Origin of the sequence: Micromonospora sp. NPDC005553, from assembly GCF_042871765.1 — a bacterium.
Taxonomy (GTDB): Bacteria; Actinomycetota; Actinomycetes; order Mycobacteriales; family Micromonosporaceae; genus Micromonospora.
The window spans coordinates 736,649-762,793 of the sequence record NZ_JBIAJD010000001.1 but is presented as its reverse complement, the minus strand read 5'-3'; the positions used below and the strand labels follow the sequence as shown (position 1 = coordinate 762,793).

General features: G+C 70.7%; 25 protein-coding genes. 13 read left to right on the top strand and 12 right to left on the bottom strand.

Going from position 1 to position 26,145, the window contains the following annotated elements:
• Nucleotides 1–80: 80 nt before the first annotated feature.
• Together ACFYPG_RS03535 and ACFYPG_RS03530 are read left to right on the top strand one after the other, a co-directional pair.
• Nucleotides 81–428, top strand: a complete 348-nt coding sequence (locus tag ACFYPG_RS03535; protein ID WP_387350031.1) for a PadR family transcriptional regulator — start codon at nt 81–83, stop codon at nt 426–428.
• On the top strand, nt 425–1,504 hold the full coding sequence (locus ACFYPG_RS03530) for a hypothetical protein (protein ID WP_387350029.1): 1,080 nt from the start codon (nt 425–427) through the stop codon (nt 1,502–1,504). The genes ACFYPG_RS03535 and ACFYPG_RS03530 overlap by 4 nt, the downstream gene beginning before the upstream one ends.
• Before the next feature lie 13 nt (nt 1,505–1,517).
• Here the strand turns inward: ACFYPG_RS03530 and ACFYPG_RS03525 are convergent, their stop codons facing one another.
• Nucleotides 1,518–1,811, bottom strand: a complete 294-nt coding sequence (locus ACFYPG_RS03525) for a hypothetical protein (protein WP_387350027.1) — start codon at nt 1,809–1,811, stop codon at nt 1,518–1,520.
• Nucleotides 1,812–1,930: 119 nt separating this feature from the next.
• Here ACFYPG_RS03525 and ACFYPG_RS03520 point away from each other — a divergent pair, with 119 nt between their 5' ends.
• Nucleotides 1,931–2,383: a MarR family winged helix-turn-helix transcriptional regulator gene (locus tag ACFYPG_RS03520; protein ID WP_387350025.1), complete on the top strand. Its 453-nt coding sequence runs from the start codon at nt 1,931–1,933 to the stop codon at nt 2,381–2,383.
• Between the two features lie 35 nt (nt 2,384–2,418).
• Here ACFYPG_RS03520 and ACFYPG_RS03515 read toward each other — a convergent pair whose 3' ends face one another.
• The gene (locus tag ACFYPG_RS03515) at nt 2,419–2,922 is read right to left on the bottom strand and encodes a septum formation initiator (RefSeq protein ID WP_387350023.1); all 504 of its coding nucleotides are present in this window, start codon (nt 2,920–2,922) and stop codon (nt 2,419–2,421) included.
• Between the two features lie 102 nt (nt 2,923–3,024).
• Between ACFYPG_RS03515 and ACFYPG_RS03510 the strand changes: the two genes are divergently transcribed.
• The 4 genes from ACFYPG_RS03510 to ACFYPG_RS03495 all read left to right on the top strand — a co-directional run bounded on the left by ACFYPG_RS03510 (nt 3,025) and on the right by ACFYPG_RS03495 (nt 6,247).
• Entirely contained in the window at nt 3,025–3,720 is a 696-nt protein-coding gene (locus ACFYPG_RS03510; protein ID WP_387350021.1) for a response regulator transcription factor, read from the top strand.
• Nucleotides 3,717–5,012, top strand: a complete 1,296-nt coding sequence (locus tag ACFYPG_RS03505) for a HAMP domain-containing sensor histidine kinase (protein WP_355006139.1) — start codon at nt 3,717–3,719, stop codon at nt 5,010–5,012. The genes ACFYPG_RS03510 and ACFYPG_RS03505 overlap by 4 nt, the downstream gene beginning before the upstream one ends.
• Nucleotides 5,013–5,040: 28 nt before the next feature.
• Nucleotides 5,041–5,595, top strand: coding sequence for a DUF5872 domain-containing protein (locus ACFYPG_RS03500; RefSeq protein ID WP_355006138.1), 555 nt, complete (start codon nt 5,041–5,043; stop codon nt 5,593–5,595).
• 106 nt (nt 5,596–5,701) lie between these two features.
• Nucleotides 5,702–6,247 carry a PepSY domain-containing protein gene (locus ACFYPG_RS03495; protein WP_387350019.1) on the top strand — a complete coding sequence of 182 codons (546 nt, stop codon included), beginning with the start codon at nt 5,702–5,704 and terminating at the stop codon, nt 6,245–6,247.
• Between the two features lie 140 nt (nt 6,248–6,387).
• On the opposite strand, the gene ACFYPG_RS03490 is transcribed toward ACFYPG_RS03495, so the two are convergent.
• Nucleotides 6,388–8,298: an ABC transporter ATP-binding protein gene (locus ACFYPG_RS03490; RefSeq protein ID WP_387350017.1), complete on the bottom strand. Its 1,911-nt coding sequence runs from the start codon at nt 8,296–8,298 to the stop codon at nt 6,388–6,390.
• An 84-nt stretch (nt 8,299–8,382) separates the two neighbouring features.
• Between ACFYPG_RS03490 and ACFYPG_RS03485 the strand changes: the two genes are divergently transcribed.
• Complete coding sequence (locus ACFYPG_RS03485; RefSeq protein WP_387350015.1) at nt 8,383–9,210, top strand: alpha/beta fold hydrolase; 828 nt, start codon at nt 8,383–8,385, stop codon at nt 9,208–9,210.
• 104 nt (nt 9,211–9,314) lie between these two features.
• On the opposite strand, the gene ACFYPG_RS03480 is transcribed toward ACFYPG_RS03485, so the two are convergent.
• The 4 genes from ACFYPG_RS03480 to ACFYPG_RS03465 all read right to left on the bottom strand — a co-directional run bounded on the left by ACFYPG_RS03480 (nt 9,315) and on the right by ACFYPG_RS03465 (nt 12,624).
• On the bottom strand, nt 9,315–10,565 hold the full coding sequence (locus ACFYPG_RS03480; protein WP_387350013.1) for a DUF222 domain-containing protein: 1,251 nt from the start codon (nt 10,563–10,565) through the stop codon (nt 9,315–9,317).
• Between the two features lie 9 nt (nt 10,566–10,574).
• Nucleotides 10,575–10,760 carry a hypothetical protein gene (locus tag ACFYPG_RS03475; protein WP_355006134.1) on the bottom strand — a complete coding sequence of 62 codons (186 nt, stop codon included), beginning with the start codon at nt 10,758–10,760 and terminating at the stop codon, nt 10,575–10,577.
• Between the two features lie 83 nt (nt 10,761–10,843).
• The gene (locus ACFYPG_RS03470; protein WP_387350011.1) at nt 10,844–11,335 is read right to left on the bottom strand and encodes an HAD domain-containing protein; all 492 of its coding nucleotides are present in this window, start codon (nt 11,333–11,335) and stop codon (nt 10,844–10,846) included.
• Between the two features lie 77 nt (nt 11,336–11,412).
• A complete protein-coding gene (locus ACFYPG_RS03465) occupies nt 11,413–12,624 on the bottom strand; it encodes a chitosanase (protein ID WP_387350009.1) in 1,212 nt (403 codons plus the stop codon).
• A gap of 271 nt (nt 12,625–12,895) precedes the next feature.
• Between ACFYPG_RS03465 and ACFYPG_RS03460 the strand changes: the two genes are divergently transcribed.
• From ACFYPG_RS03460 to ACFYPG_RS03450, 3 genes are all read left to right on the top strand, one after another.
• Nucleotides 12,896–13,495, top strand: coding sequence for an RNA polymerase sigma factor (locus tag ACFYPG_RS03460; protein ID WP_387350007.1), 600 nt, complete (start codon nt 12,896–12,898; stop codon nt 13,493–13,495).
• A complete protein-coding gene (locus ACFYPG_RS03455; protein ID WP_387350005.1) occupies nt 13,492–14,205 on the top strand; it encodes a hypothetical protein in 714 nt (237 codons plus the stop codon). Before ACFYPG_RS03460 ends, ACFYPG_RS03455 begins: the two co-directional genes overlap by 4 nt.
• Before the next feature lie 125 nt (nt 14,206–14,330).
• A complete protein-coding gene (locus tag ACFYPG_RS03450; protein ID WP_387350003.1) occupies nt 14,331–14,939 on the top strand; it encodes a hypothetical protein in 609 nt (202 codons plus the stop codon).
• 46 nt (nt 14,940–14,985) lie between these two features.
• Here the strand turns inward: ACFYPG_RS03450 and ACFYPG_RS03445 are convergent, their stop codons facing one another.
• A complete protein-coding gene (locus tag ACFYPG_RS03445) occupies nt 14,986–16,611 on the bottom strand; it encodes a glycoside hydrolase family 43 protein (protein WP_355006128.1) in 1,626 nt (541 codons plus the stop codon).
• A gap of 242 nt (nt 16,612–16,853) precedes the next feature.
• Between ACFYPG_RS03445 and ACFYPG_RS03440 the strand changes: the two genes are divergently transcribed.
• Nucleotides 16,854–17,837 carry a LacI family DNA-binding transcriptional regulator gene (locus ACFYPG_RS03440; protein WP_387350884.1) on the top strand — a complete coding sequence of 328 codons (984 nt, stop codon included), beginning with the start codon at nt 16,854–16,856 and terminating at the stop codon, nt 17,835–17,837.
• Between the two features lie 6 nt (nt 17,838–17,843).
• Here the strand turns inward: ACFYPG_RS03440 and ACFYPG_RS03435 are convergent, their stop codons facing one another.
• Nucleotides 17,844–18,548: an ElyC/SanA/YdcF family protein gene (locus tag ACFYPG_RS03435; RefSeq protein WP_355006122.1), complete on the bottom strand. Its 705-nt coding sequence runs from the start codon at nt 18,546–18,548 to the stop codon at nt 17,844–17,846.
• A 529-nt stretch (nt 18,549–19,077) separates the two neighbouring features.
• Nucleotides 19,078–20,412 carry a PHB depolymerase family esterase gene (locus tag ACFYPG_RS03430; protein WP_355006121.1) on the bottom strand — a complete coding sequence of 445 codons (1,335 nt, stop codon included), beginning with the start codon at nt 20,410–20,412 and terminating at the stop codon, nt 19,078–19,080.
• A 562-nt stretch (nt 20,413–20,974) separates the two neighbouring features.
• Between ACFYPG_RS03430 and ACFYPG_RS03425 the strand changes: the two genes are divergently transcribed.
• On the top strand, nt 20,975–23,035 hold the full coding sequence (locus ACFYPG_RS03425) for a cellulose binding domain-containing protein (RefSeq protein ID WP_387350001.1): 2,061 nt from the start codon (nt 20,975–20,977) through the stop codon (nt 23,033–23,035).
• A 144-nt stretch (nt 23,036–23,179) separates the two neighbouring features.
• Here the strand turns inward: ACFYPG_RS03425 and ACFYPG_RS03420 are convergent, their stop codons facing one another.
• Nucleotides 23,180–25,534, bottom strand: coding sequence for a VWD domain-containing protein (locus ACFYPG_RS03420; protein WP_387349999.1), 2,355 nt, complete (start codon nt 25,532–25,534; stop codon nt 23,180–23,182).
• Nucleotides 25,531–26,139 carry a hypothetical protein gene (locus ACFYPG_RS03415; RefSeq protein ID WP_387349997.1) on the bottom strand — a complete coding sequence of 203 codons (609 nt, stop codon included), beginning with the start codon at nt 26,137–26,139 and terminating at the stop codon, nt 25,531–25,533. Before ACFYPG_RS03415 ends, ACFYPG_RS03420 begins: the two co-directional genes overlap by 4 nt.
• Nucleotides 26,140–26,145: the final 6 nt, after the last annotated feature.

Sequence of the window (26,145 nt, the reverse complement as noted above, 5' to 3'; positions counted from 1 at the left end):
CGTGGCCGGCACGGGGATCCGTGCCGGCCGCGTCTGTTCACGGCCTTGCATATACCGTCTATCGGTATATGCTCCCTGGCATGGCTGAGGCTCCACTGCGGGAACCGACGTTCCTGGTGCTCACCGCGCTGGCGGAGGCGCCCATGCATGGGTACGCCGTCATCGAGGACGTGCTGCGCATCTCCGACGGCCGGGTGCGCCTGCGCGCCGGCACCCTCTACGCCGCCCTCGACCGACTCCGCGCCGACGGCCTCATCGAGGTCGAGCGCGAGGAGGTGGTGCAGTCCCGACTGCGCCGCTACTACCGCCTCACCGCGTTGGGCGCGCGGCGGCTCAGCGAAGAGGCGGCCCGCCTGCGACACAACGCGGACGCCGCTCGGGTGCGGCTGCGCCGCGGCGGCCTACTGACCGACGGGGGTGCGGCGTGAGCGGCGACGAGCTGGAGCGCGGTTACCGGCGACTGCTGGCCGTCTATCCCTGGGAACACCGGCGGGTGTACGAGGACGAGATGCTGGCCGTGCTCCTCGCTGGTGCGCGACCGGGTCAGCGGCGACCTGACGCCGCCGACGTGCGGAATCTGGTCGGTGCCGGCCTGCGGGCGCGGCTGCGGGTGGGCGCACGGGGGTTCACCGAGCCGAGCTGGGCCGACGCGGCGACGGTGACCGGCCTGCTGATCGGGGTCGTCCTGCTGGCCCTCGCCGCGAAGGGACTGCTCAACCAGCTCGTCCGTGCGCCAGGCCTGCCGCCCGGGTTCGCGCCGAGCGGCCCGGATCTCGTCGACTGGCTGCGCGTCGCCGGCTGGGCGGGCGTCTGCGCCGCGGTGCTGATCGGGTGGCGTTGGCTCGCCGCCGGTCTGGCCTGGGCCGGCGTGCTCGGCTGGGGTGCGCTCGTCGCCCCGCAGACCGGTGACAACCCGACGTACGTGGTGGACATGCTCCCGCAGCTCGCCCTCGCCGTGGTGGGTGCCGTCGCGCTCACCGTGCCGGCGCCGCGTCGCCGGGCGATCGCGCTGCTGGGCGTACGCCGACTGCTGGCACTGGTGCTCGCGCCAACCGCGATGGTCGCGCTGTTGGTGGCGAACCGGGTGGGCAGTCCCACTTTCGACTTCTCTGCCGATGGGGCGTCCTACCAGGTCTTGTACAGCCTTGAGGCGAGCAGTGAGCTGGTCCTCTGGCTCTACGTCGCGGGCCTGGCGGCCGCCGCGTCGGCCATGGTGATCGCGGTGGTCACGCTCCCTGCGGAGGTACGCCGACGGATCGTCGTCATGCTCCTGCCCGTGGCGGCCCTCGCCCTGGTGATCGACAGCGCCCTGGCCGGGTGGGTCACCTCGACGATGAACATGGGGCACGCCATCCCCCTGGTGCCGGCGCAGTGGGCGATGCTGGTGCTGGTCGCGCCGGTGACCTTCCTGGCCGGGGCGTTGCTCGTGCGACGTCGGGAGGAGACCCTGCGCATGGTCGCCCTCGGCCGCAACGCGGACCGTGAGCACCCGATGGGTGGGTGAGGCGGGGGGCTGCTCATCCGACTGCGGGTCTGCTGTCACCGTCGCGGAACACCGCTCGGCTGAGATAGTGCCGGGACTGCCGATCGAAGCTTTCGAGCAGATCACTGGCAGCGGGCGGGACAACGGAGGTTGACGGCTCGCCGCCGGTGAAGGCCGCCACCGCAGCGAAGTCGGTGAAAATCATCGCGGTGAGAAATTCGCTGCCCCTGGCGGGATCCAGCTCCTGCGGGGAACGACGCAGAACCCGAAGCTCCTGTAGCCCAGCCACGCCCCGGGCGAGGATCGCGGGCGCGATGTCCTGCGTCAACAACCGCTCGTAAGCGTCAGCGAGAGCGGGCTGCGTCCATCCGCTCCACAGTCGAAGAATCATGACAGCATGCTGTCATTGCAGTAGTAGGGTGTCAATCTTCCGGTAAGGTCCAGCCGGTGGAGGAACGCAAGCAGGACCGGGTCGACGCCTACCGTCTGCTGATGGCCGACGTGTACGAACTGGCAGGCGAGTCCCGGCGCTCAAGCGAGGATCTCGCCCAAGAAGAGGGACAGACCGCCGCCCGATGGCACGTGATGAGCGTGCTCTCCGACGGCTCCCGCACCGTCGCGAGTGCGGCACGCAGACTCGGCCTCGCTCGGCAGAGCGTGCAGCGGGTGGTCGACGACCTGGCCCACGCCGGGACGGTGGAGTTGCACGACAACCCCGATCACCGCCGAGCGCCACTCGTGACACTCACGGAAGCGGGGCGCGTCACGCTCACCAAACTCGTGAAGCGCTCGGACGCTGACCGCCGCGATGCCGTGGACCGAGCCGGCCTCAGCCTTAACGATCTTGATAATGCTCGCGCGACACTGCGGAGGTTGGTGGATGCCCTGCGGAGCAGGTGAATCGGCCGACATCCACCTCGATCGCCCGCGGGTTGTCAGTCGTCGGCGACGGACACCGGCTCCGAGCCGATGCAGCGCACCTTCAACTCGTACTCCCGATTCGCCCCCTGGAACGTGACCTCGACGTCGTCGTCCGGGCCCCGGTCCACGTCGCGGACCCGGTAGCCCTGCGCGGGCGCCCAGGAGACGAGGCGTACGCCGCCGACGCCGCACTCGGCGACGGCAGTGCCGCCGTCGGTGGCGAACCCCCGGCGGGCCCCGGAGCTGGCGCTCGGCGCGGCGCTCGTCGTGCCCGGCGGGGCCGAGGCGGTGCCTGTCGTGCCCGGCGGGGCCGAGGCGGTGCCCGGCGTGCCCGGTCCGGCCGTGGGCACCGGCTCTGGTGAGGCGAGCGCCCGCTCGATGTCGGCCTCGCTGCGCACCCCACCCGGGGTGCCGGTGAGACTCTCGCCCACCAACCGGATCGCGCCCAGGCCGATCACTGTGGCAATGGCGGCGGTCGCCACCCACCCGGTGGCGACGAGGATCGAACGACGGCCCATCCCCTGACTATCCCCGATCCGGCCTTGTCGTTCGCACATCCGAACGCTAAGGCGTGGTTAACGTACGCCGCACCGACGACGGCAGCGGTTAGCCTGCCAGTTGTGGCCCGCCTGTTGCTCATCGAGGACGACCTGACGATCCGTACCCCACTGATCCGGGCCCTGCGCGAACGCGGCCACGCGGTCGCGGCGGCCTCGACCGCGATGGCCGGGCTCCGCGACGCGCTGGAGGATCGACCCGACCTCGTCGTGCTCGACCTGGGCCTGCCCGACCTGGACGGCCGCGAGCTGCTGCGGATGTTGCGCGCGGTCAGCGCGGTGCCCGTCATCGTGGCCACCGCGCGCGACGACGAGACCGAGATCGTCCGGGTGCTCGACTCGGGCGCCGACGACTACGTGGTCAAACCGTTCACCGCGGCGCAGCTCGACGCCCGCGTCCGGGCGGTGCTGCGGCGGGGCCCTTCCGGCACCGAAGGGCAGGTCCCGGCGCTGGTCGTCGGCGGGCTTTGCGTCGACCCCCGGGCGCGGCAGGTGACCCTGGACGGGGTCGCGGTCGAGCTGACGCCCCGTGAGTTCGATCTGCTGCACCACCTCGCCGGCCGGCCGGGCCAGGTGGTCACCAAACGTGAGCTGCTCACGGAGGTGTGGCAGATCCCGTACGGCGGCGCCGACAAGACCGTCGACGTGCACCTGTCCTGGTTGCGCCGCAAGTTGGGGGAGAACGCCCAACAGCCTCGCTACCTGCACACGGTGCGTGGTGTCGGGGTGCGTCTGGAAGCCCCGGCGGCGCAGCCGTGAGGGCGCGTCTCGCGCTGCTGGTCGCCGCGGTCAGCGTCCTCACCCTCATCGCGTTCCTCGTGCCGTTGGCGTTGCTGGTACGCACCGTCGCCGAGGACCGGGCCACCGTGCGGGCCACCGCCGACGCGCAGAGCCTGGTGCCGGTGGTCGGCACCGCCGACGCGGCGACCATCCGGCTCACCGTCGAGCAACTCGCCGCGGAGTCAGGTCGACCGGTGAGCGTCTTCCTGCCCGACGGCACGGTGCTCGGCGCCCAGACACCGCGTACGCCAGCGGTGGCCCTCGCCGCGCGCGGACAGAGCCTCACCGGTGAGTCGGCGGCCGGCCGGGAGGTGGTCATCGCCGTGCAGGGCCGGACGGACGGCACCGGGGTGATCCGGATCGCGGTGCCGCAGCACGAGCTGACCGCCGGGGTCACCCGGGCCTGGCTGGTGCTGGCGCTGCTCGGCGTGATCCTCGTGCTGATCGGGCTGCTGGTCGCCGATCGGCTGGCGCGCACCCTGGTCCGGCCGATCAGCGACCTCTCGGCCGTCTCACACCGGCTGGCCAACGCCGAGCTGGACGCCCGCGTCACGCCGGCCGGCCCGCCCGAACTGCGCGAGGTGGCCGGTGCGCTCAACCATCTCGCCACCCGGATCCAGGTGCTCCTGGTGCAGGAGCGCGAACAGGTCGCCGACCTGTCCCACCAGCTGCGTACGCCACTGACCGCGTTGCGGCTGGAGGCGGAGTCGTTGCGTGACCCGGACGACGCCGCCCGGATCACCGCCGCCGCCGACGGGCTCGAACGCGCTGTCACCGGGCTGATCCGGCAGGCCCGGTGGCGGCACGCACCGGCGCAACCGGCCTCCTCGGACGCGGCGGCGATCGTCGCCGACCGGGTCGCGTTCTGGTCGGTCCTGGCCGAGGACACCGGCCGGGCCGTCACCCTCGACCTGACGCCCGGCCCTCTCCCCGTCGGTGTGGCCGCCGACAACCTGACGGCGGCCGTGGACGCCCTGCTCGGCAACGTCTTCGCGCACACCCCCGACGGGACGCCGTTCACCGTCCGGCTCGTCCGTGAGGCGGGGGAGGCGGGCGAGGTGGTCCTCACCGTCGCCGACGAGGGGCCGGGCATGCCCGCCGGGGCGATCCGGCGGGGCGCCAGCGCGGCCGGGTCCACCGGCCTCGGCCTGGACATCGCCCGGCGTGCCGCGCAGGCCACCGGCGGTCGTCTGGAGTTGCGGGCCGGGCCGCACGGCGGCGCGCAGGTGCTGCTCCGGCTCGGAGCGTCGACGTCGCCGCCGGACGCATAGGCCCGGCGGTGCCGGGTAGCTGCCAGTCATGGCGCGGTATACGAAACCCGAGCTCAGAGAGCAGATCAAGGAAGAGATCCAGGCCTCCGACAAGGGCGGCAAGCCGGGGCAGTGGTCGGCGCGCAAGTCGCAGCTGGTCACGCAGGAGTACAAGCGGCGCGGCGGCGGATTCCTGGGTCAAAAGGACGAACGGCAGAAGGCGCTCCAGCGCTGGGGCAACGAGAAGTGGCAGACGAAAGAGGGCGACGCCCGGGCGCGCAAGGACGGAACGACGAGCCGCTACCTGCCCAAGAAGGCATGGGACGAGATGTCGGAGAGCCAGAAGCGGGCGACCGACACGAAGAAGCGGGAAGCCTCTCGAACGGGCAAGCAGTACGTCGCAAACACCGGGCCGGCCAAACGGGCGCGTCGGGACGCCACAACGGCCGGCCGGATGACGGAGATGTCGGTCGCGGAGGCGGCCAAGCTGGTCCGTGGCCTCGACACCAGACAGCTCAAGACCGCGCTGCGTAACGAGCGCGCCAGCAAGGACCGCAAGACGCTCGTCCAGCGGCTGGAAGCCGAACTCAACCGGCGCGGCTGACCCGGCCCTTGACCGCCTTAACCCGGCCTTAGCGTCCGGACAGCGCGGTGCTATCCCGATCTGGCCGATCCTCGGAGTCGACAACCGAGGAAAGGTGGACACCACTATGAAGCGCACCAATCTGCTTCTGGCGTCGGTCGGCGGGTCGGCGGTGCTGGCGGTGGCCGGGGTCGCGCTCGGCGTCAACGCCGCGAACGACTCGCGGACCGGCGGCACGGCACTCGCCGCGGCAACCGTCGCGCCGACCGCCACCGACGCGCCGGCAATCACCGGTACGCCGTCAGTCGGCACCCCATCGGGTACGCCGTCGAGCGCAACACCGTCCGGTACGCCGTCGACCGGCAGCGCGCCCGCGGGTAACGCGGTCGATGAGAAGCGCGCCGGTGAGATCGCGCTCGCCAAGGCCGGTGGCGGTCAGATCGTCGAGGTCGAAGCCGAGAAGGAGAACGGCCGACCGGTGTGGAGCGTCGAGATCGTCGCTGGCGACACCGAGCACGAGGTGGACGTCGACCGGGACAACGGCTCGGTGGTCAAGGCCGAGCAGGAGCCGGTCGACGACGACAACGACGCTGACGACAACGACGACGCTGACGACAACGACGACGACAATGATGCTGACGACGACAACGACGACGGTTCGGACGACGACTGACCGACCGCCGCCGCCCGCCCTGGCGTTCTGTCCGGGGCGGGCGGCGCTGCCGTTTCGGCCCAGCGCGCGCAGCACGGCGGTCGGCTCTCCCTCCCCGGACGGGCCGACCGCCGCGACCGTCTCGGGTGGTCGGGGGCCCGTCAGATCGCGACGCGCTGCTCCTGCACGGTCGGCTGCTCCTGGACCGTCGGCTCGTCCTGGGCGAACTGGGTGCGGTACAACTCGTGGTAGCGGCCACCGGCCGCGAGCAGGTCACTGTGTCGCCCACGTTCGACGATGCGTCCCGCCTCCACGACGAGGATCTGGTCGGCCGCCCGGATGGTGGAGAGCCGGTGCGCGATGACCACGCTCGTCCGGCCGGTCAGCGCCTCGGCGAGGGCGTCCTGAACCGCCGCCTCCGAGGTGGAGTCGAGATGCGCGGTGGCTTCGTCGAGGATGACCACGCGCGGGCGAGCCAGCAGCAGGCGTGCGATGGTGAGCCGTTGCCGTTCCCCGCCGGACAGGCGGTATCCGCGCTCGCCCACGACGGTGTCCAGGCCATCGGGTAGCGAGCGGATCAGGTCGTCGAGGCGGGCTCGCCGGAGCACCTCCCACATCTCGTCCTCGGTCGCGTCCGGCTGAGCGAACGCCAGGTTGGCGCGGATGCTCTCGTGGAAGAGGTGCCCGTCCTGGGTCACCACGCCCAACGCCGCCCGGATCGACTCGGCTGACAGCTCACGGACGTCGACGTCGGCCAGCCTCACCGCGCCGTCCTCGACGTCGTACAGGCGAGGCACGAGCTGCGCGATCGTCGACTTGCCCGCCCCGGAGGAGCCGACGAGCGCCACCATCTGCCCCGCTTCGGCGCGGAACGACACCCCGTGCAGCACTTCCTCACCGCCGCGCGTATCGAGCTTCGCCACGTCCTCAAGGGACGCGAGCGACACCTTGTCCGCTGAGGGGTAACCGAACCGGACCCCGTCGAACTCGACCGCGACCGGCCCCTCCGGAAGGGGTCGGGCGTCGGATCTGTCGAGGATCAGCGGCTTGAGGTCGAGGACCTCGAACACCCGCTCGAAGCTCACCAGCGCGCTCATCACCTCGACCCGAGCACTGGCCAGCGACGTCAGCGGTGCGTAGAGCCGCGACAGGAGCAGCGCGAGAGCGACCACCGTCCCGGCGTCGAGGCTGCCCCGTAGGGCGTAGAGACCACCCAGCCCGTAGACCAGGGCCAGTGCCAGCGAGCCGACGACGGTGAGCGCGGTGATGAAGACCCACTGGAGCATCGCGGCGCGGATGCCGATGTCCCGGACCCGGCGTGCCCGAGCCGCGAACTCGGCGGACTCCTCGGCCGGCCGCCCGTACAGCTTGACCAGCGTGGCACCGGGTGCGGAGAAACGTTCCGTCATCCGGGTGCTCATGGCCGCGTTGTGCTCGGCCGCCTCACGCTGCAACTGGGCGAGCCTCGAACCCATCCGGCGGGCCGGAAGGACGAAAATGGGCAGCAAAACGAGCGCCAGCAGCGTGATCTGCCACGAGAAGGTGAGCATCACGGCCAACGTCAGCATCAACGTCACGGCGTTGCCGACCACACTCGACAGGGTGTCGCTGAAAGCCCGCTGCGCGCCGATGACGTCGTTGTTCAGGCGGCTGACCAGTGCGCCCGTGCGGGTCCGCGTGAAGAAGGCCACCGGCATGCGCTGTACGTGGTCGAACACAGCCGTGCGCAGTTGAACGATCAGCCCCTCACCAATGCTGGCGGAGAGAAATCGCGTCACCAGCCCCAGCCCGGCCTCGGCGAGGGCTATCACGGCAATCAGTACGGCCAACCGGATCACCACGCCGCTGTCGGCCCCGTCGACGATCGCGTCGACCACCCGACCGGCGAGAACGGGCGCCGCCACAGTGAGGACCGCCGTCACCACACTCAGCAGCAGGAACCTGACGATCAAGGCGCGGTGTGGCCGTGCGAACTGCGCGATCCGCTTCAAGGTGGCGCGGGACAGCGGTCGCTCGTCCTGCGCGTTCATCGCGTGGTGCAGAGACGTCCACGCGGCAAATTCCATGCTCATGCATTACCTCCGATATTGGAGGCTAGGACCTCACCCGAGCTTGAGGTCAAGTCGCCACGCGATACTGGCGATATGGACCCGGGCGTGCGCGGCGACGACGGCTGCCGTCTGTGGGCGGAACAGGCCGGCGCCGGGCCGCCTCTGGTGCTCTGTCACGGGGGTCCGGGTCTCTGGGACTATTTCGCCCCGGTAGCCCGGCTGCTCGAAGAGCATGCCCGCACCATCCGGTGGGATCAGCGCGGCTGTGGGCGCTCGGAGCGGCGTGGACCGTATGGCATCGCCCGCTTCGTGGCCGATCTCGACGCGGTACGTGACCAGTTGGCCGGTCCGCGGACAGCCCTGTTGGGCCATTCGTGGGGTGCACACCTGGCGTTGCGGTACGCCATCGAACACCCCGAACGGGTCAGCCATCTGATCTACGTGTCCGGGACCGGCATTGATGCCGATCGCGGCTGGCACCCGCACTACAAGCGCAATCTGCGGTTGCGGCTCGGGCCTCATCTGGGTCGATGGGAGGCCCTCAGCGTGCGCGACCGCACGCCCACGGAGGAACGTGAATGGGCGGTACTTCAGTGGTCGGCCGACTTCGCCGACCACGGCACGGCACTGCGCAACGCCGATCGCATGGCCACGCCGTGGCTGGGCATCAACCACGAGTGCAACCAGGCTGTCAACGCCGAGGTCAAGCAAGAGCTCAGCACATTCGACATGGCCGAGCAGTGCCGAGCGCTCGACCTGCCCGTGCTGATCATCGACGGCACCGAGGACATCCGGCCCCGCTGGGCCGTCGACTCGCTGCACCGCGCTCTGGCCAACAGCCAGCGGGTGAGCCTCGCCGGGGCCGGCCACCTTCCGTGGGTCGAAAACCCACACGACTTCCGCCGGGCAGTGGACACCTTCCTGAGGCAATAGGGTCGCCAAATCTCCAGCCGGTCCTGCCGCGATCTCCCGGATCCGCGATAGCGCCGCTGCGCAGCGGGGTTGGCTCCGATGGATCGGCTCACCGATGGCTGTTCCTACGTTCGTCGGTGGTAGTGGTTGCGGCGCGGGATTTGGTCGGGGTCCAGCCAGGCGGGTGGAGTGAATTCGGGGTGTCCGTCGCGGCCGAGTTGGACGGTCCAGTCGCTGTGGTGCAGGTGTCGGTGGTGGTGGCCGCAGAGGAGGACGGCGTTTGTCAGGCTGGTGGTGCCGCCGTCGGTCCAGTGGTGGATGTGGTGGGCGTGGCACCAGCGGGGTGGTCGGTCGCAGCCGGGGAAGGCGCAGCCGCGGTCGCGCAGCACGAGGGCGCGGCGCAGCGGCCCAGTGATGAGTCGGCGTTGTCGGCCCACGTCGAGGATCTGGCTGGCGCCGCCGAGGATGGTGGGCAGGATGGTGGCGTCGCAGGCGAGTCGGCGCACCGTGTCCGGTGTGAGGCTGAGGCCGATGTCGAGAGCGCCGGTGGACAGCTGTCGGGTCAGCGCGTCGTAGCTGGTGGTGATGACGATCTGGGCGGAGTCGCCACCGCTGTCGGGCAGTTCGCCGGTTCGGAGGGCGAGTCGGCAGACCTCGGTGAGGGCGTCGTGGCGGCGTTGCCCGGGGGATCGGGTGTCGTCTGGTCCGGATGGGGCGGTCAGTGGGTCGATGGCGGCGCGGAACAGGCCGGCGGTTTCGGTGTCGAGGGTGCCGGTGAGTCGCAGTCGACCGTCGGTCTGCTCGGACAACGTGAGGTGTCGGTCGCGGGTGGCGCGGCGTGCTTCGGTGTCGAGGGCGGCTTGGGCGGCGGCGTCGGCGATGTCGGGGGCGACGTGGTCGAGGATGCGGGTGCCGAGTTTGCGCAGGTGGGTGGGGTCGAATTGGCTGGCCCAGTCGGTGAGCAGGCTGACGGCCTTGTCGGCGGCCTGCGTGCCGGCGGTGGCCTGGACGGTGGCGGCGGTGTCGGTGATGACCCGGGCCTGGTCGAGGCTGAGGTGCCCGTCGGCTAGCGCTTGTCGTATCCCGGGGTTACCGGTGTCCAAGGCGGTGGCGAGGTCGATCAGGCGGCGGGCGGCGGGAACGGTCAGCCGCAGTCGTTCGCGGAGCCAGACCGCGGTGCAGGAGGCCCCCTGCGCGCGGGGCGTGCCGCGGCCGTCGACCTCGCGAATGAGGGTCAGGGTGACGGCGGCGAGGCGGTGCTGAAGGCGGTGCGCGGCGTCGAGTGCGGCGATCAGCTCGTGTTCCGGGAGGGCCCAGGCGGGGGCGTCGACGCACGCGGCGACCGCGTCGTCTGCCTGCGCCAACTCCTCGAGCATGCCCCGACACTAGAACAGGTGTACGACATTTTCAGTCACCATGATCGATTCGCTCGACCGCTCGTCGGAGGGTTCGTCGGTGCCGAACTTCTCCCAGGTGGCGATCAGGATGGCCTGCTGCTCGGCGCGCCGAGAGCTGGTGTCGACAGCGCTGGCTGTTGCCCGGAGTGAGCGAGGGCTGGGTGTCGACGGCACCGCCCGGCCTCGGTGTGAGCGAGCGCTGGATGTCGGCGGCGCTGCCTGGTGCCCGGGGTACGAGCGAGGGCTGGGACGCTTTGCTAGGAATTTTCTGACGGGCGCTGAAGAGCCTTGGCCCAGGCAATGACGTGATCGATGGAGCTGCGGGTGAGGCCAACCGTCGGGTCGGCGGTGATCAACAGCGTGGGGCTGCTGCGTGCTGCGGCCCAGTTGTGGGCTTGCCGCGTGTGGAGGTCGTCGATCCATGCCGCAGGCCGTCGTTGGGCGTAGGCGGCGATGACCGGAATCTTGTCGCTGGGATGGAACGGTGCGGGTGGCATGGTGATCACGGGCAGGGGAGCGATGCCCAGAAGTGGAGCGAGGAGTCGGTTGGCTTCGTCGTTCCAGCTCGTGGCCCAGGCGATGTCCAGGACCGCGCTCGCCTCGGTGATCCAGCCGCCGTGGGTGGGGTTGACGCGTACGGGTTCTTCGCCGGGGAAGAGGTGGTGCTCGGTGTAGCCGGCGGGAGGTTGAGGAGTCCCGTACGGGCTGAGGACACCGTCGACGTCGAGCAGGAGCAGAGGCCGGTTCACTCGGACGATCCTGCCGTAAGCGCCGGGTGGCGGGGCCGTCGGCGAAACGAACGACGACCCCGCCACCACTCAGCGAGCTAGCCGATGCGGAACTGTTCGCCGTAGACGGCGAACGTCAGGGGCGTGTTCAGGTTGAAGTTGCCGTTGTTGAGGAACACCCGCTGGGCGGTGTCGACGCGGGAGGTGTCCGAGTGGGCCGCTTCCTTCCTCATCTCGAGGACCCGCTCGTCGAGGAAGGCGTTCAGCCAGGTCCGCTCGTCGCCGCCCTGGGCTGGCGGCTTGGCCCGGTTCAGGGCACGGCTGCGGATCTGGCGCATGCCCTCGTACCCGTGCATGACCGCCGCGTCGTAGTAGGCGAACTGGCCGAGCGCCCGGACCTGGTCGTTCTTGCCGTCGCGTACCGATGGATTGAAGTAGACCCGGTCGCGTTCGGCCTCCTGGGCGGCCTGGAACACCGGGTCGTTGGCCGCGGTCCGCCAGTCGCGGGGGAAGTTCGGGTCGAGGCCCGAGTGCGACGGGGTGCCGTTGACGTTGCGCAGCGCTGGCAGGTAGCCGGCGAGCACGTTGCCCGGCTTGGTGCGGGTGTACGCCTCGACCAGTTCGAGCATGTCGCCGGTGCCGGAGCAGAAGCCGATGATGCCGGCGGTGTAGCCGCGCCCGTCGCCGATGTCCTCGATGTAGGAGAACTGCGCGCGCCAGTCGAGCGAGGAGTTCTCGGCGGCCGAGACGAGCTGCATGGCGACGTCCTTCTTCGCCGGGTCGTCGAGGTTGGTGCCGGTCGGGGTGGTGGGCGGGGGAGTGGTGGGAGTGCCGCCGCCCGGCAGGGTCCACCGCTGGTTCGTGGTGCCGCCGCACGTCCAGATCTGCAACCGGGCGCCGTTGGCGGTGCTCCGGTCGGTGACGTCGAGGCACTTGCCGGAGGCGGTGTTGACGAGCGCGCCGTTGCTGGCGGTCCACTTCTGCGCGCCGGTGTTGTTGCAGTCGTACAGCTGCACCTTGGCGCCGTTGGCTGTCGACGCGGCGGTGACGTCGAGGCACTTGCCGAGCGCCCGGATCGAGTTGTCGCTGTTCCCGACGGTCCACGTCTGGGCCGCGCTGCCGTTGCAGTCGTAGAGCTGGACGGCCGTGCCGTTGGCCGAGCTGGCGCCCGCGACGTCGACGCACTTGCCGCCGAGGCCGGTGATCGGGCCGGCGGTCGCGGCGCTCGCCGACGGCAGGCCGTAGCCGACGGCGGCGACGCCGATCAGCAGGGTGCCCACGACGTAGGCGGCTGTTCTCTTGTGAACCATGGGTGTTCCTCGGGGAAGGGGCGGCGTGCCGCCAGCCGGTCAGTTCGCGGTGCCCTACGGCGCCGAACTGCCGCGCCGGGCCAAGCATCAGGAAACTGTATTAACAGATACCAGTACGTCGATTCGCCGTCAATCGACGACCGCGAGGCGTGACGGCCTCTGTTCATCCCGTCGTTGGCGGGACGTACCTGCCGGTGACTATCGTCGGGCCGTAACTGATCAACGGGCCGGTCCGTCGGAACCAGCACCGTCCGACGGACAGAAGATGGTCATGGAGTCGAGTCTGCGCGCTCGGGTACGAGCCGGTGACCACGGCGCGTTCGCCGAGCTGTTCGACGCGTACGCGCGCTCGGTGTACAACCACGCGTTCCGGCTGACCGCCGACTGGGCCACGGCGGAGGACGTCATGGCTGCGACGTACCTGCAGGCCTGGCGCTCCCGGGAGCGGGTGACCGAGGAGGGTGGGTCGCTGCGTCCCTGGTTGCTCGGCATCGCCACCAACGAGGCCCGTAACCACGCCCGCAGCAACCGTCGCTACCGCAGGGTGGCCGCCGCGCTGCTCGCCTCCGACTTCACACTGCCCGACCACGCCGACGAGGTCGCCGGCAGACTCGACGACAGCCGACGCATCGCCGCCGCCATCGACGCGCTCGCCCGGCTGCGTCGATCCGAGCGCGAGGTGCTGACCCTGTGCCTGTGGGAGGGCCTCGACTACGAGTCCGCGGCGGAGGCGCTGGGTGTTCCGGTCGGTACGGTGCGCTCCCGGCTGTCGCGGGCCCGCGCCCGGCTCCGTACCCTCGTCGACGCGCCGCCGCGCGCCGCGCGACCGCCGGTCGTGGACACCTCGCTCGTACGGGAGGGCAGCCAGTGAGCGCGCCGGACCCGGCCGAGTGGGCGAAGATCGCCCCCCACCCCGGCGACCAGGACCTGCCGGAGGGCCGGCACGAGGTGCACCGCCGTCGCCTGCTCGCGGCGATCACGCAGGAGCCGCGTACCCGAAGAAGGGCCTTCGTGTCGTCGCGGCCCGCGCTCGCGGCGGCCGCGTTGGTCCTGGTGGTGGCGGGGATCGGCGGAGGGCTCGCGAGCCGTTCCGGCGACGCGCCCCCGGCCGCGATCCCGTCACCCGAGGCGACCAGTCCGGCCGCTCGGCCGGCGCCGCCGGGCACGGCCGCCAAGAATCGTGGGTACGGCACCGTGCGCCAACTCACCGACACGGCCGACCTGGTTGTCCGCGGCGAGGTGGCGTCGGTGACAAACGGGCGGGCGGTCTACCGCGTGGCGGAGGTGCTGTACCGCGCCCCGGCCGCCCCGGTGCCCACCGAGATCATCGTGGCCGCGGAACTGGCCGGGACGGCCGGCCGGCCGAGCGTCCTCTACCTGGGCCTCGTCGACCCGGCTGCGCGCGTCTACCACCCGCTCGGCGGGGAGTTCGGGATTTTCGACCTCGCCGGGGAAACGGCCACCAGCCGGTCACCGGCGATGTCGGTGACCGGTCTGCGTAGCGAGGACGCCACCGCTGCGGGTCGCGCGTTCGTCACCACGCTTGCCGAGCTTCGTCAGCTCGCGCGCGAGCGGCGCTGACCCCCGAAAAGCTGAGCCGGAAAAAAATGGAACTCGGTGCCCGGGACGCACAGATAGAAGGCGTAAGCAGTGCCGCGTTCCGAGCGAGACGGCCCGGGACGGCACCGAGACGCGAGGAGCGTTCCATGGCAGTCGACCTTCGCCGTACCCGGCCGCTGTGGGCCACGGCCGCCGCCGTGCTGTCCGTCGCGGCCCTGGCCGCCTGCGGCAGCGGCGGTGACGCCGACCGGGCCGCCGGGCCCGCCCCGAGCAGCGCCGCCCCGCCGACGGAGGTCGCGCCCCCGCCGATCAAGGGCAAGCTGCGTGGGTACGCCACGGTGCGGCAGCTCAGCGACACCGCGGACCTGGTGGTACGCGGTGAGGTCGAGGAGACCGGATTCCGGGTCGACGAGGTGCTGCGTGCGACGACCGGATCGACAGTGCGGGCCGGGGCGCGGATCACGCTCGCCCAGCTGCCCGCCGGCGTGCCGGACATGGCGCACATGTCGAAGCTCGAGGCCGGCCAGGTCGTGGTGCTCTACCTCGCCCAGGACCCGGCGGCCTCGACGTTCCGGACGCTCAGCGGCGACTTCGGCGTGTTCGACCTGAACGGGTCCGGCGCGGAGGCCGTCGCCACGACCCGCTCGCAGACCATGGCCGTCAGCGGCCTGAACGCCGAGGACCCCGCCGCCTCCGGCCGCGGTTTCCGCACCACTCTCGGCCAGCTGCGGGCCGTCGCCGCTCAGGCCAGGTAGGAGGAGTGGGCACGCGGACGGCACCCGCCGAGTGCCGTCCGCGTGGTCACTGTTCCCGGTAGGTGGCCAGGTCGAAGTCGGCGTGCACGCCGTCGCCGCCCAGGTCCTGCACCCACAGGCCCAGGAACGCCCCCGTGAAGCCCCACGCCGCCGGCTCACCGTCGATGATCAGCGCGGCGTGCTCGTCGGACAGGATGGTCGCGTCCAGCTCGACAGGTAGCCGCTGCCAACCGGCACCGATGTCGTAGTCGAAGCGCACTGCCGGCCCGTCGAAGACGGCCCGCAGGCCGACCCGGGCGACGCCGTCGACATCGACGGTCAGCTCGGGGTACGCGGTGCGCCGCCCGTTGTCGGAGCTGAGCAGCTCCAGCACCGTCCGGCCGTCGTCGGCCCGGGTCAGGTAGAGGTGGTGCCAGTTGAGCGTGTTGTAGTAGGCGGTGATCCCGGCGAGCTGACGATGGTCGGCCGGTGCGAACTCCACAACGGTCTCCAGCGAGCACTCCCTCGCGCCGACGCGCCGCCCGACCAGGCTGGGTGCCTGCCGACCGACCGGCGACTGCCCGCCGTGGACCCGCAGGTACGACGGGCGGGTGCGCAGGTCGACCCAGTCCGGGGTGGCCGGCCGACGCAGCGTGGACCAGCACCGGCCCAGCTCGGGGGCGTCGAAGTGGTCCGTCTCGGGCTCCGCCGGCCAGGGGTGCGTGGGCAGGTCGGGTGCGACGACATCGTCCGCCGGCACCCCTCCGGCGATGCGCGGCCAGCCGCCCGACGGCCACTCGACCCGCTGGATCGCTGTCTCCCGACCCAGCACGCAGTTGCCCAGCGGGGAGTACGGGCGACCAACCAGGTGGGCCAGGTACCACTCGCCGTTCTGCGTGTGGACCAGACTGCCGTGCCCCGCCTTCTGCAACCGCAGGTCGGGCCGCCCGAAGGAGGTGAGCAGTGGCCCGTCCGGGTCCACCTCGTACGGTCCGAACAGCTCCCGGGACCGCGCCACGGTGACCTGGTGCTCCCAACTGGTGCCGCCCTCGGCGGTGATCAGCCAGTACCAGCCGTCGTGGCGGTACAGGTGTGGACCCTCGGTGAGCCCGGCCGGGGAGCCGGTGAACAGGATGCGGGGGCTGCCGACCAGACGGCGTGCGGCCCGGTCGTACTGCTGTATCTCGATGCCACCGAAGCGGTCGCGGCCGGGCCGCCAGTCCGCGCTCATGCCCAGCAGCCACGTGGTGCCGTCGTCGTCGTGGAACAGCGCCGCGTCGAACCCGCGCCCGTGCAGTTTCACCGGATCGGACCAGGGGCCGCTGATGTCCTCTGCGGTGACCAGGAAGTTCTGCGGATCCCAGTAGCCGCTGGCGAAGCTGGCCACGTCGCTGTAGACGAGGTGGAACTGACCGTCGTGGTACGTCAGGTCGGGCGCCCACACTCCGTTGGAGTCGCCGCATCCGCGCAGATCGAGCAGGCGCCGGTCGGTGATGATCCCACCCAGGCTGCGCCAGTTCACCAGATCACGCGAGTGGTGCACGAGCACACCCGGATACCACTCGAAGGTCGAGGTGGCCAGGTAGTAGTCGTCGCCGACGCGCAGGATCGACGGGTCCGGGTGGAAGCCGGCGAGGATGGGATTGCGGATCGACCGGATAGCGGTCGCCACGTTAGCGATGTCGGTCGACACGAGCACTCCTCTGGACGGGCTGTCTGGAACTTCCGGAAAATCGCGGTCCTGGATCACTGGAGTCCCTGCTTACGCTAGCCGCTCTTTTCGCAATAGGACAGAGGTCTTGACCGCTGGGACAACAGCTCGTAGCGTGCCGGCCATCGATCGGCATTACCGGCGAAGCATTGAAAGTTTCGGAGATCCATAGCTCCGCAGGGGGGACCGTGGGCACGGAGAACGGCCGAAACGTCACCATCGCCATGATCGCGCGGTTGGCCGGAGTCTCGGTGCCCACCGTCTCCCGGGTCATCAACGGCCGCTCCGACGTCGCCCCCGACACCCGGGAACGCGTCGAGGAGCTACTGAACCGGCACGGCTACCGCCGCCGCTCACCGTCACGGCGTACCGACGCCGCCCTCATCGATCTGGTCTTCAACGACCTGGACAGCCCGTGGGCCGTGGAGATCATCCGTGGGGTGGAGGACGTCGGCCAGACCAGTGGCGTCGGCACCGTCGTGTCGGCCATCCACTGGCGCATCTCCTCGGCCAAGCAGTGGCTCGACAACATGCGTACGCGGTCCACCGAGGGAATCATCTTCGTGACCTCGATGGTGAACCCACCGTTGCAGGCCGAGCTGCGTCGGCTCCACCTGCCGGTCGTCATCATCGACCCGGCCGGGGTCGACCCGCAGGAGTCACCCACCATCGGAGCCACCAACTGGGCGGGCAGCCTCAGCGCCAACCAGTACCTGATCAGCCTCGGCCACCGCCGCATCGGCTTCATCGCCGGCCCGCCGCACCTGATGTGCAGCCGGGCCCGGATGGACGGCTACCGGGCCGCCCTCGGCGCCGCCGGGATCCCCATCGACGACGCCCTGATCCGCCCCGGCAACTTCTACCACGAAGCCGGCTTCACAGCGGGTACGCAACTGCTGGCCCTGCCCGACCCGCCCACCGCCATCTGCGCCTCCAGCGATCAGATGGCCCTCGGCGTCTACGAGGCGGTCCGTAAACGGGGTCTGCGGGTGCCCGACGACGTCAGCGTGGTCGGCTTCGACGATCTGCCGGAGGTGCGCTGGTGCTCGCCACCGCTGACCACCGTCCGGCAACCCCTGGCCGAGATGGGCATGCTGGCCGCGCGGACCGTGCTGCGCCTCGCCAGCGGCGAGAGGACCGAGAGCCCCCGGGTCGAACTCGCCACCGAACTCATCGTCCGCGACAGCGCCGCACCAAGACGCTCCTGACCTTGCCTAGTCGATGCGCAACGCGTCGTCGACGCCCGTCTCCCGGCGGCCGAGGTGCGCCGGATCCCGACCGGAGAGCAACTCCAGCGCTGCCTTCAGACAGGCGCCGTTCTCCCGGTACGAACTGAACCACCACGTCTGGGCGTACCGCTTCGCGCTGTCGTCGCCCACGCCATTGGCGTCGATGCCGAGGCGGCGGCACAGTGCCACGGCCCGCGGAAGGTGGAAGGTCTGGGTCACCACAGTGGCTCGCCGCACCCCGAAGATCCGCTCAGCGCGCGCACACGAGTCGTACGTGTCGAAGCCGGCGTAGTCCGGCACCACCTTGTGCGCTGGTACGCCCCGCTCCACCAGCCATTTCCGCATAGCGGCGGGCTCGTTGTAGTCGGCGTTCATGTTGTCGCCGGACACGAGGATCGCCCGCACCTTGCCGGCGTCGAACAGCCGCCGCGCGATCTCCAACCGGGCGGCGAGGACGGGTGAGGGCGTGCCGTCGGCGTCCACCTTGGTGCCCAGGACCAGGGCGACCGGGGCGTCCGGCACCTCGGACTCGCCGTAGAGGTGGCCCTCCGCGGTGTCGCGGATCCACGTCACGCTGGCCACCGTGCCGCCGGTCAGCACCACGATCCCCACCACGAGCGCGAGGACCGTACGACGGACCAACGGGTGTTCCCCGTACCAGCGTCTGGCCGCGCCGAATCGTCCCCGCATGCCGCAAGGCTATTCCGTCCGCGCTCACGACTGTCGTCGGCGGCGACCCGATGCCGTAGCCGAGTCATCGATTGTCTATGGACAATTGCTCACTGTTAACGCTAACGTGACGGACAGTCGTCAACGCTTGACCGATCTCAGGCCGCCGTGACGGAGCTGTCGCCATTGGCCCGAGGCGTGACGGATGACGATCGTGGCGTGGGGCGGGTGGCACGTGGCCGGCGCGAGACGGCCTGAGACCACCACCGGGCGACCCGCGCGCCACGCGGCCGAGGCGTGAACGGCCACCGGGATTCCAGGGCACCGCAGCAGCCGGGACAGTCGTGCGACGACCGGCCCGCCCACCTGCCCAGCGCACTTCGCTGAGCAGTGGCCCGCAGTTGGGCCGCCCTGATGGCGACCGTCGATCCCGGCCCTGGCCGCCGGTTTGCGTCCCGCTGTTCGGAGTCCGGGCCCGAGCAGCGGGACGCACACCCGCACGAACAACCGCACGAACAACCGACGGTGTACGCCGCCGTCGGTCAGGGCGTCAGCTTCGGGACCACCGCTGGCTGTTCGAGCCGTTGCAGCTCGACAGGACCGCAGGGGTGCCGTTGGCGGTTCCGGCGGCGTTGGGCGTCAGGCACAGGCCGGACTGCGCGCCGGTCACCGTGCCATCGGTGTTGACGTTCCACTGCTGGTTGGTGCCGCCGTTGCAGTCCCAGATGATCACCCGCGTGCCGGGCGAGGTTCCGGCGCCCTCGGCGTCCAGGCACTTCGTGCCGTACACCTGGAGTTGTTTCGCGGCGGTCGACGTCCACTGCTGGTTGGTGCCGCCGTTGCAGTCCCACAACGTCAGTTGGGTGCCGTTGTTCTGCGACCGCGACGGGACGTCGAGGCAGCGGTTGGCGGCCGCGTTGCGCAGCGGCGCCGACGTGCCGCCGGGTGGCGGCGTGGTGGGGCTCGTGGTGTCGAAGCCGAGGAACCGGATGGCCTGCGCGGCGTCGAACGGGATGGAGTGGCCGTACCCCTGGAAGCTGATCGCCTCGACGGGTGCCGTGCCGCCGGTGCCTCCGTACCGCGTACGGGTGGCGCTGGCCTGCGGGGAGTCGGTGAAGCTGGGGGTCTGCGACACGCCCTGCACGTTGGTCCACTGCTTGATCTGCTCGCCGAAGTTGACGTAGCTCAGCGTGGTGTCCGTGGTGCCGTGCCAGATCTGGAACCGGGGACGCTTGCCGGAGTAACCGGGGTAGGCGTTGCGGACCAGGTCACCCCACTGCTGCCCGGTCCTGACGATCCGTCCGCCGGAGCACTCGCTGTTCCACTCCGCGCCGTTGGTGGTGGCGAAGCACCCGAACGGGACCCCGGAGGAGCTGAACCCGGCGTGGAACAGATCCGGGTAGAGGCCGACCATGACGTTGGTCATCATGGCGCCGGAGGAGAACCCACCCACGCCGATCCGGTTGGCGTCGACCGGGTAGCGGCTCCGGACGTGGTCGACCATGGACTTGAGGCCCACCGGGTCGCTGCCGCCGTCGCGCCGCAGGGCCTGCGGTGACGATACGTCCCAACACTTGCTGCTCCGGGTCACCGACGGGTAGATCACGATGAAGCCGTAGCGGTCGGCGAGGGTGCTCAGGCCGAAGCCGCTGTGCACCGCCGGACCGCTGCCGGTGCAGTAGTGCAGGGCGAGGAGCAGGGCCGGCTGGGCCGCGACCCGGTCCGGCACGTACAGGTGCATCTGGAGGTTCGTCGGGTTGGTGCCGAAGTTGGTCACCTGGGTGAGCGTCGCGGCCGACGCCGGGGTGGCGACCGTGACCACTGCCGTCATCGTCGCCAGGGCCGTCGCCAGCGTGGCGGCCAGCAGTGCGATCCTTGATCTCATCGGCGGTTCCTCTTGTCGTGAGTCGGGGACCCGGCGGCAGCGCGGCGGTCCGGCGCAGGCGGATCGACGACGGCGCCAGGGTGGCCCCGGGGCGCGCGACGTCCGCCGCGCGTCACCGGCGGCTGCTGACGGATCCTGATGCGACGTCCACCTGCCCCGGGGACGTCCTGACCACTGAGGTCGAACCAGCGAGGGCCTCCCGGTGAGCCGCGGACGCTGACCGCCTCGCATCGACTGTGAGCGATAACATGCCGTTCGTCAAGCTGTAACGTTCGACGACTGTCGATCTCGTGTAGGGGCGTTCACGGGGCGCGGGGAGCGCGGCGAAGACGACGTCTGACGCGTCTTGAGATTGTCCAACCGACAGTGCCATTGTGGTACGTCGATGAAGAGCCGCGCGCGGGGCTGACGTCCGTCCACTGGGCAGCCGGGATCAGATGTGATCTCGGGGGGCGGTGACACGAGCAATGGACCAACCCGAGTCTGCCGTCCACGAGATCGCCCGTCACCGGTGCGCACCCTGACCGGTCGGGCGGCTCATCTGCGCGAAGGAACCCCGCCCATGCGTAAACCGAAGACCCGAGCAGCACTCCTGGCGGGCCTGCTGCTCGCCGCGAGCGCGCTCGCGGGCGTCAACCCGCCAACCGCCAGCGCGGCGGCCGACCCGGTCACCGTGACCGTCAACACCCGCGCGGGGCTGGCGAGCGTGCCGGACACCGCTCTCGGCGTCAACCACGCCATCTGGGACTCGAACCTCGGCACCGCCGAGACATCGGACCTGCTCAGAGATGCCGGTGTGCAGATGATGCGCTACCCCGGCGGCTCGTACGCCGACATCTACCACTGGAAGGACCACACCGCGCCCGGCGGTTACGTCGCGCCGGGGACCGACTTCGACACCTTCATGGCGGCGGTCCGGCGCGTCGGCGCGCAGCCGATGATCATCGCGAACTACGGCACCGGCTCGCCCGCCGAGGCAGCCGACTGGGTGCGGTACGCCAACGTCACCAAGGGCTACGACGCGCGTTACTGGACCGTCGGCAACGAGAACTACGGCAACGGCCACTACGGATCCGCGTGGGAGGCCGACGACCACCCCGACAAGAGCGCCACACAGTACGCGAGGCTGGTCGTCGAGTACGCCGACGCGATGAAGGCGGTCGACCCGAGCATCAAGGTCGGAGCGGTGCTGACCATGCCGGGCAACTGGCCGGACGGGATCACCGCCGGCAGCGACCCGGGCCCGTGGAACCAGACAGTGCTCTCCATCGCCGGCTCGAAGATCGACTTCGTGGACGTGCACTGGTATCCGGGCGGCACCGCCGCCGAGTCGCTGGCCCGCGTCAACCACCTCCCCGACGCCACCTACCTGCTGCGGCAGCAGCTCGCCAGGTACGCCGGCCCGAACGCCGACCGCATCGGCATCAGCTTCACCGAGCTGAACGTCGACGCCGGCCGGAACACCCAACCGGCCGCGCTGTTCCTCGCCGACGTCTACAGCGGTCTGCTGGAGAACGGCGTCTTCACCGCCCAATGGTGGAACGTGCACAACGGCATGGGCACCGTGACGCAGGTGGCCGGTCAGACCGACTACGGCGACTTCGGGATGCTCTCCAGCGGAGCCTGCACCGAGGACGGCTCGGTCTGCCAACCGCCGCTGAACACACCGTTCGCGCCGTACCACGGGCTGAGCATGATGAAGCTCTTCGCGAAGACCGGCGACCAGTTCGTTCGCGCTGGCACCGACGAGCCTCTGGTCACCGCCCACGCCGTCCGCCGGAGCAACGGTGACCTCGCCGTGCTTCTGGTGAACAAGGACCCGGACAACGACCACCCGGTCACCATCGACTACTCCGGGTTCACCCCGTCGACCGTCGCGCCGACGGTGTCCACCCTCACCAACGGGGCCACCGGCATCGTCACCAGCCAGTCCGGCTCGGCGACCAGCCGGACACTGCCCGCGTACTCGTTGACCACGCTCGTGCTGCGGGCGGCCGGCGCGACCGGCGGACGGCCGACGGCACCGGGCCAGCCGACCGCGAGCGGCGTCACCGACCGCGCCGCGACGATCACCTGGCCGGCGTCCGCCCCGGGCGCCAGCCCGATCGCCAAGTACGAGGTGCACCGGCAGTACGGCGCGGTCAGCGAGCAGGTCGGCGAGACGACGAGCACCTCGTTCACCGTCGACAACCTCGTGCCGGGCAGCAGGTACACGGTCAACGTGCTGGCCCGCGACACCGCCGGACGCGTCTCCTGGGCCTCACCGCCGCTGACCTTCGCCACCGGCAGCCCTGCCGCCAGTACGTGCACTGTCCGCTTCAGCGCCAACAACGACTGGGGCAACGGTTACATCGGTGGCGTCGAGATCATCAACAACGGGTCCAGCCCGATCAACGGCTGGACGCTCACCTGGACCTGGCCCACCGGTTGGCAACAGGTGAGCAGCGGTTGGAGCGCCACCTGGGAACAGGTCGGCACCGCGGTGCGGGTCACGCCCACCACCGACAACCGGCAGATCGCCGCCGGCGGCACGGTGAGTGCCGGCTTCGTCGGCGCGTACGGCGGGCCGAACGTGCTGCCCACGGCGTTCACCCTCAACGGCACCGTCTGCGCCACCGGCTGACCGATTGGCCAGGGCGTCCTTGGTCACGGTGGCTCGGCCGGCCCCTGACACTCCCCGGAGTGTGTGATGCCTGTGAGTCATCTCGATGACTCACAGGCATCACGCTCGTTTGGAAAGGGCGCCCCCCACAGCAGGCCGCCGCAGTCAGCGACCCTGACGCAGGATGATTGTGCCCGAGCCGGTGTCGTCCGCCCACGGGTCCAGCACGAGGGTGTACGTGCCGCCCTGGGGCAGCGGACCCGTCTCGAAGCGCCCCGTCCCGCCGATGACGCAGCCGCTTCCGACAGTGTCGCCGGCGGGGCCGTTCAGGAGCAGAATTCCGCACCGGTCGGGCAGGCTGGCGGCAGTCACCTCGACGGTGACGCGACGACCGGCGTCGGCGGGGAACCTCAGCCGGCTCACCGCACCCGGTCTGCTGACCGTCAGGGTGGCGGCTCGGCCGTCCGCGACGCTGTCGGCCTCCTCGTCGTGAGCGTCGCGTAGCCGTACGTCCGCCGAGCCGGTGTCGGTGGAGGTCCCGTCGACCTCCAGCACGTACCGGCCGGTGGCCGGCAGGACGAACCCGTCGACATGTCCCTGGCCGCCGATCACGCAGCCGCTGGTCACCTGTTCACCGGCCGGGTCGCGCAGGCGCAACAGGTTGCACCGGTCCGGCACTGTGGCCTCGGTGACCTGGAGGAAGATCTTCTGACCGGCGCGGCCGTCGAAGGACAGACGGCTGACCGCGCCCGGTTGGGCGAGCCTCGCCCGGACCGCGGGCCCGTCCAGCGTGAGCGTCTTCTCCTCGTCGGTCACCGCAACGACCCGTACGGTTGCCCGACCGAGGTCGGCATCCCACGGATCGAGCACCACCTGATGGTCGCCGGTGGCCGTCAACGTGGTCGTGTCGATGAAGCCGACGCCGGAGATGACACAGCCGGTCGCCAGTTGGCGGCCCTGCGGGTCGAGCAGCAGCAACACGCCGCAGCGATCCGGCACGGTGGCGGCGGGCACCTCCACGAAGATCTTCTGACCGGCCCGGCCCGGCACCTTCATCGCGGCCGTGGCGCCGGCCCGGCTCACCTCCAGCTCGACATCACCGGCAGCGGGCACGTCGCGCTGCGCGCGGGCGGCGTCCTCGGCGAACGCCACCTGCCCGGTGAGGCCGACGTCGAGCACACAGTCGGCGAAAATCTGCGGGTCGGTGACACCGGCCCGCCTGCAGACGAGTTCGGCGGTGGCTCGGTCGGGCAGGTCCCCGACGGTGAGCAGTCGGTCCGGGAACCGCCGGTCGGTGAACGTGCCGGTGTTCTGCCCCGGCTCGTAATCGAACAGCGACCGTTGCGCCTCGACGCGCCAACTGTCGGCGAAGCCCGGGTACAGCGCCTCGAAGGTGGGCGGCTGCGCCACCCGCTTGCCGTTGCGGACCGTCAGGTCGTCGCCGGGGTCACCGTCATGGTCGCCGAGCAGACCCTGCAGCGTCCCGGCCCAGGCAGTGGGCGCGCTGACGCTCACGCTCAGCCCCCACACCCCGATCGGCTGCGCGGTCAGTCGCGCGCCGCCCGGCCACTGCACTGTCACAGTGCCGTCTCCCCAGGTGGTGACGGTGCCACCGTGCGGCAGCCTCACCCCGTCCGGCGCGGCCACCGGCGCGGCGCCGTTCACCCGGACCGCCGGACCGTCGGGCGTGGCGTACACGCCGACCCGGTCACCGGCCACCCGCGCGGCGACCGCCGAGTTGACGGCCACCACCGAACTGGCCGGGAACATCGTCTGTCGTACCTGGACCTCGAAGTCGTCGGTCGTCGAGCGGGTCAGGACGAACTCACCGGCGGCCTGGAAGTCGTAGCGCAGACCGTCGTAGGTGAGCAGGTGCGGGTCGCCGTTGCTGTTCGCGCACCGGTAACCCTTGCCGATCACCGAGATCGAACAACCACCGCCACCGGGTGGTCGGGGCCTGGGCTGGTCGCAGTCCTTGCCGTTGGACGGGAGCTTCACACCGCTGTACGTCGTGCGCAGTGGCACACCGACCGCCTTGCGGTACGCGTTCTCCGCCAACACCGCGTGCACCTCGGCCGGGTCCGCGGTGCTGGCCTGTTGACCGCCCTGCGTGCAGAACTGGCCCCGGCGGGTGTCGTTCACCGCGTCGAGGGCATGGTTCATCTCGTGGATCAGGGTGGCGCACTGATCCTCGGTGAAACCATTTCCCTCCTCCGACAGCGCCCGCCCGTCGTTCTCCGGCACCCAGTTGATCTGCACGTCACTGCCCGGGACGTACGTCGTGGTGCTGCTCTCCTTACCGATGACGGGTCTCCGGACCTTGATTCTCTTGCCGGAGCGTTCCAGCTTGTCGAGGACGGCGCCGTTGCCGGAGCCGCGGATCTGTCCGACGCAGCCCGCGTACTCGACTTGCAGGTCGTCGTTGACGCTGACCACGGCGGACGCCGCCTGTGGGGCGAGCAGCACCAGGACGCCCGCCAGCACGACGCCCGTCCGCACTCGGCTTCGCAACCCGGTCACCCGCCCCTCACCTCGAACGCGACAGTGCCCTGCTCGGCCGTCGCGGCGCAGGCGTCCGCCGGCACACCGCGCAGCGGCGCTCGCAGGTAGCCCAGGACCAGCCGGTACGCCCCCGTTTGGTCGACCGGCCACCACGTGACGGTGGCCCCGCCCCGCCCGTCCGGCGCGGAGGTGGTCAACGCCGCGCCGACCGGGCTCTGCGGGTCGCTGCCCAGCGTCAGCTCCACCGACCCACGCGGGGGCACCCGTACCAGGTTCTCGATCAGGTACGCGGTGAAGTCCCGGTAGTAGGCCGCGCCGCCGATCGCGGGCGCCACCGCCGTGCCGTCGCGGGTCAACGACATGACCGTCACCGCCCCGTCCGGCACCCGACTGAGCTGGCACTCGGCGTCGCGGTTGTTGACCAGCCTCAGCCGCAGGCTGATCTGCTCACCCACCCGGTACGACGGCTGCGAGGAGCTGACCGTCAGGCCGACAGCCGCCGTGCCGCTGGTCGGTGTCGGTGACGGTGACGGACGCGACCGTCTGCACCCGGCCGTGGTGGCCAACAGCAGTAGGGCGAGACCGCCGGCGAGCACCACCGTCCCTGCGCGGGGTACGCCCATGGGCCG

Excerpts from the sequence above, each read along its gene's own strand:
- ACFYPG_RS03535 (WP_387350031.1), top strand. The coding sequence starts at position 81 with ATGGCTGAGGCTCCACTGCGGGAACCGACGTTCCTGGTGCTCACCGCG.
- ACFYPG_RS03515 (WP_387350023.1), bottom strand. The coding sequence starts at position 2,922 with ATGGGCCGTCGTTCGATCCTCGTCGCCACCGGGTGGGTGGCGACCGCC.
- ACFYPG_RS03500 (WP_355006138.1), top strand. The coding sequence starts at position 5,041 with ATGGCGCGGTATACGAAACCCGAGCTCAGAGAGCAGATCAAGGAAGAG.
- ACFYPG_RS03495 (WP_387350019.1), top strand. The coding sequence starts at position 5,702 with ATGAAGCGCACCAATCTGCTTCTGGCGTCGGTCGGCGGGTCGGCGGTG.
- ACFYPG_RS03490 (WP_387350017.1), bottom strand. The coding sequence starts at position 8,298 with ATGAGCATGGAATTTGCCGCGTGGACGTCTCTGCACCACGCGATGAAC.
- ACFYPG_RS03480 (WP_387350013.1), bottom strand. The coding sequence starts at position 10,565 with ATGCTCGAGGAGTTGGCGCAGGCAGACGACGCGGTCGCCGCGTGCGTC.
- ACFYPG_RS03465 (WP_387350009.1), bottom strand. The coding sequence starts at position 12,624 with ATGGTTCACAAGAGAACAGCCGCCTACGTCGTGGGCACCCTGCTGATC.
- ACFYPG_RS03460 (WP_387350007.1), top strand. The coding sequence starts at position 12,896 with ATGGAGTCGAGTCTGCGCGCTCGGGTACGAGCCGGTGACCACGGCGCG.
- ACFYPG_RS03450 (WP_387350003.1), top strand. The coding sequence starts at position 14,331 with ATGGCAGTCGACCTTCGCCGTACCCGGCCGCTGTGGGCCACGGCCGCC.
- ACFYPG_RS03440 (WP_387350884.1), top strand. The coding sequence starts at position 16,854 with ATGATCGCGCGGTTGGCCGGAGTCTCGGTGCCCACCGTCTCCCGGGTC.
- ACFYPG_RS03435 (WP_355006122.1), bottom strand. The coding sequence starts at position 18,548 with ATGCGGGGACGATTCGGCGCGGCCAGACGCTGGTACGGGGAACACCCG.
- ACFYPG_RS03430 (WP_355006121.1), bottom strand. The coding sequence starts at position 20,412 with ATGAGATCAAGGATCGCACTGCTGGCCGCCACGCTGGCGACGGCCCTG.
- ACFYPG_RS03425 (WP_387350001.1), top strand. The coding sequence starts at position 20,975 with ATGCGTAAACCGAAGACCCGAGCAGCACTCCTGGCGGGCCTGCTGCTC.
- ACFYPG_RS03415 (WP_387349997.1), bottom strand. The coding sequence starts at position 26,139 with ATGGGCGTACCCCGCGCAGGGACGGTGGTGCTCGCCGGCGGTCTCGCC.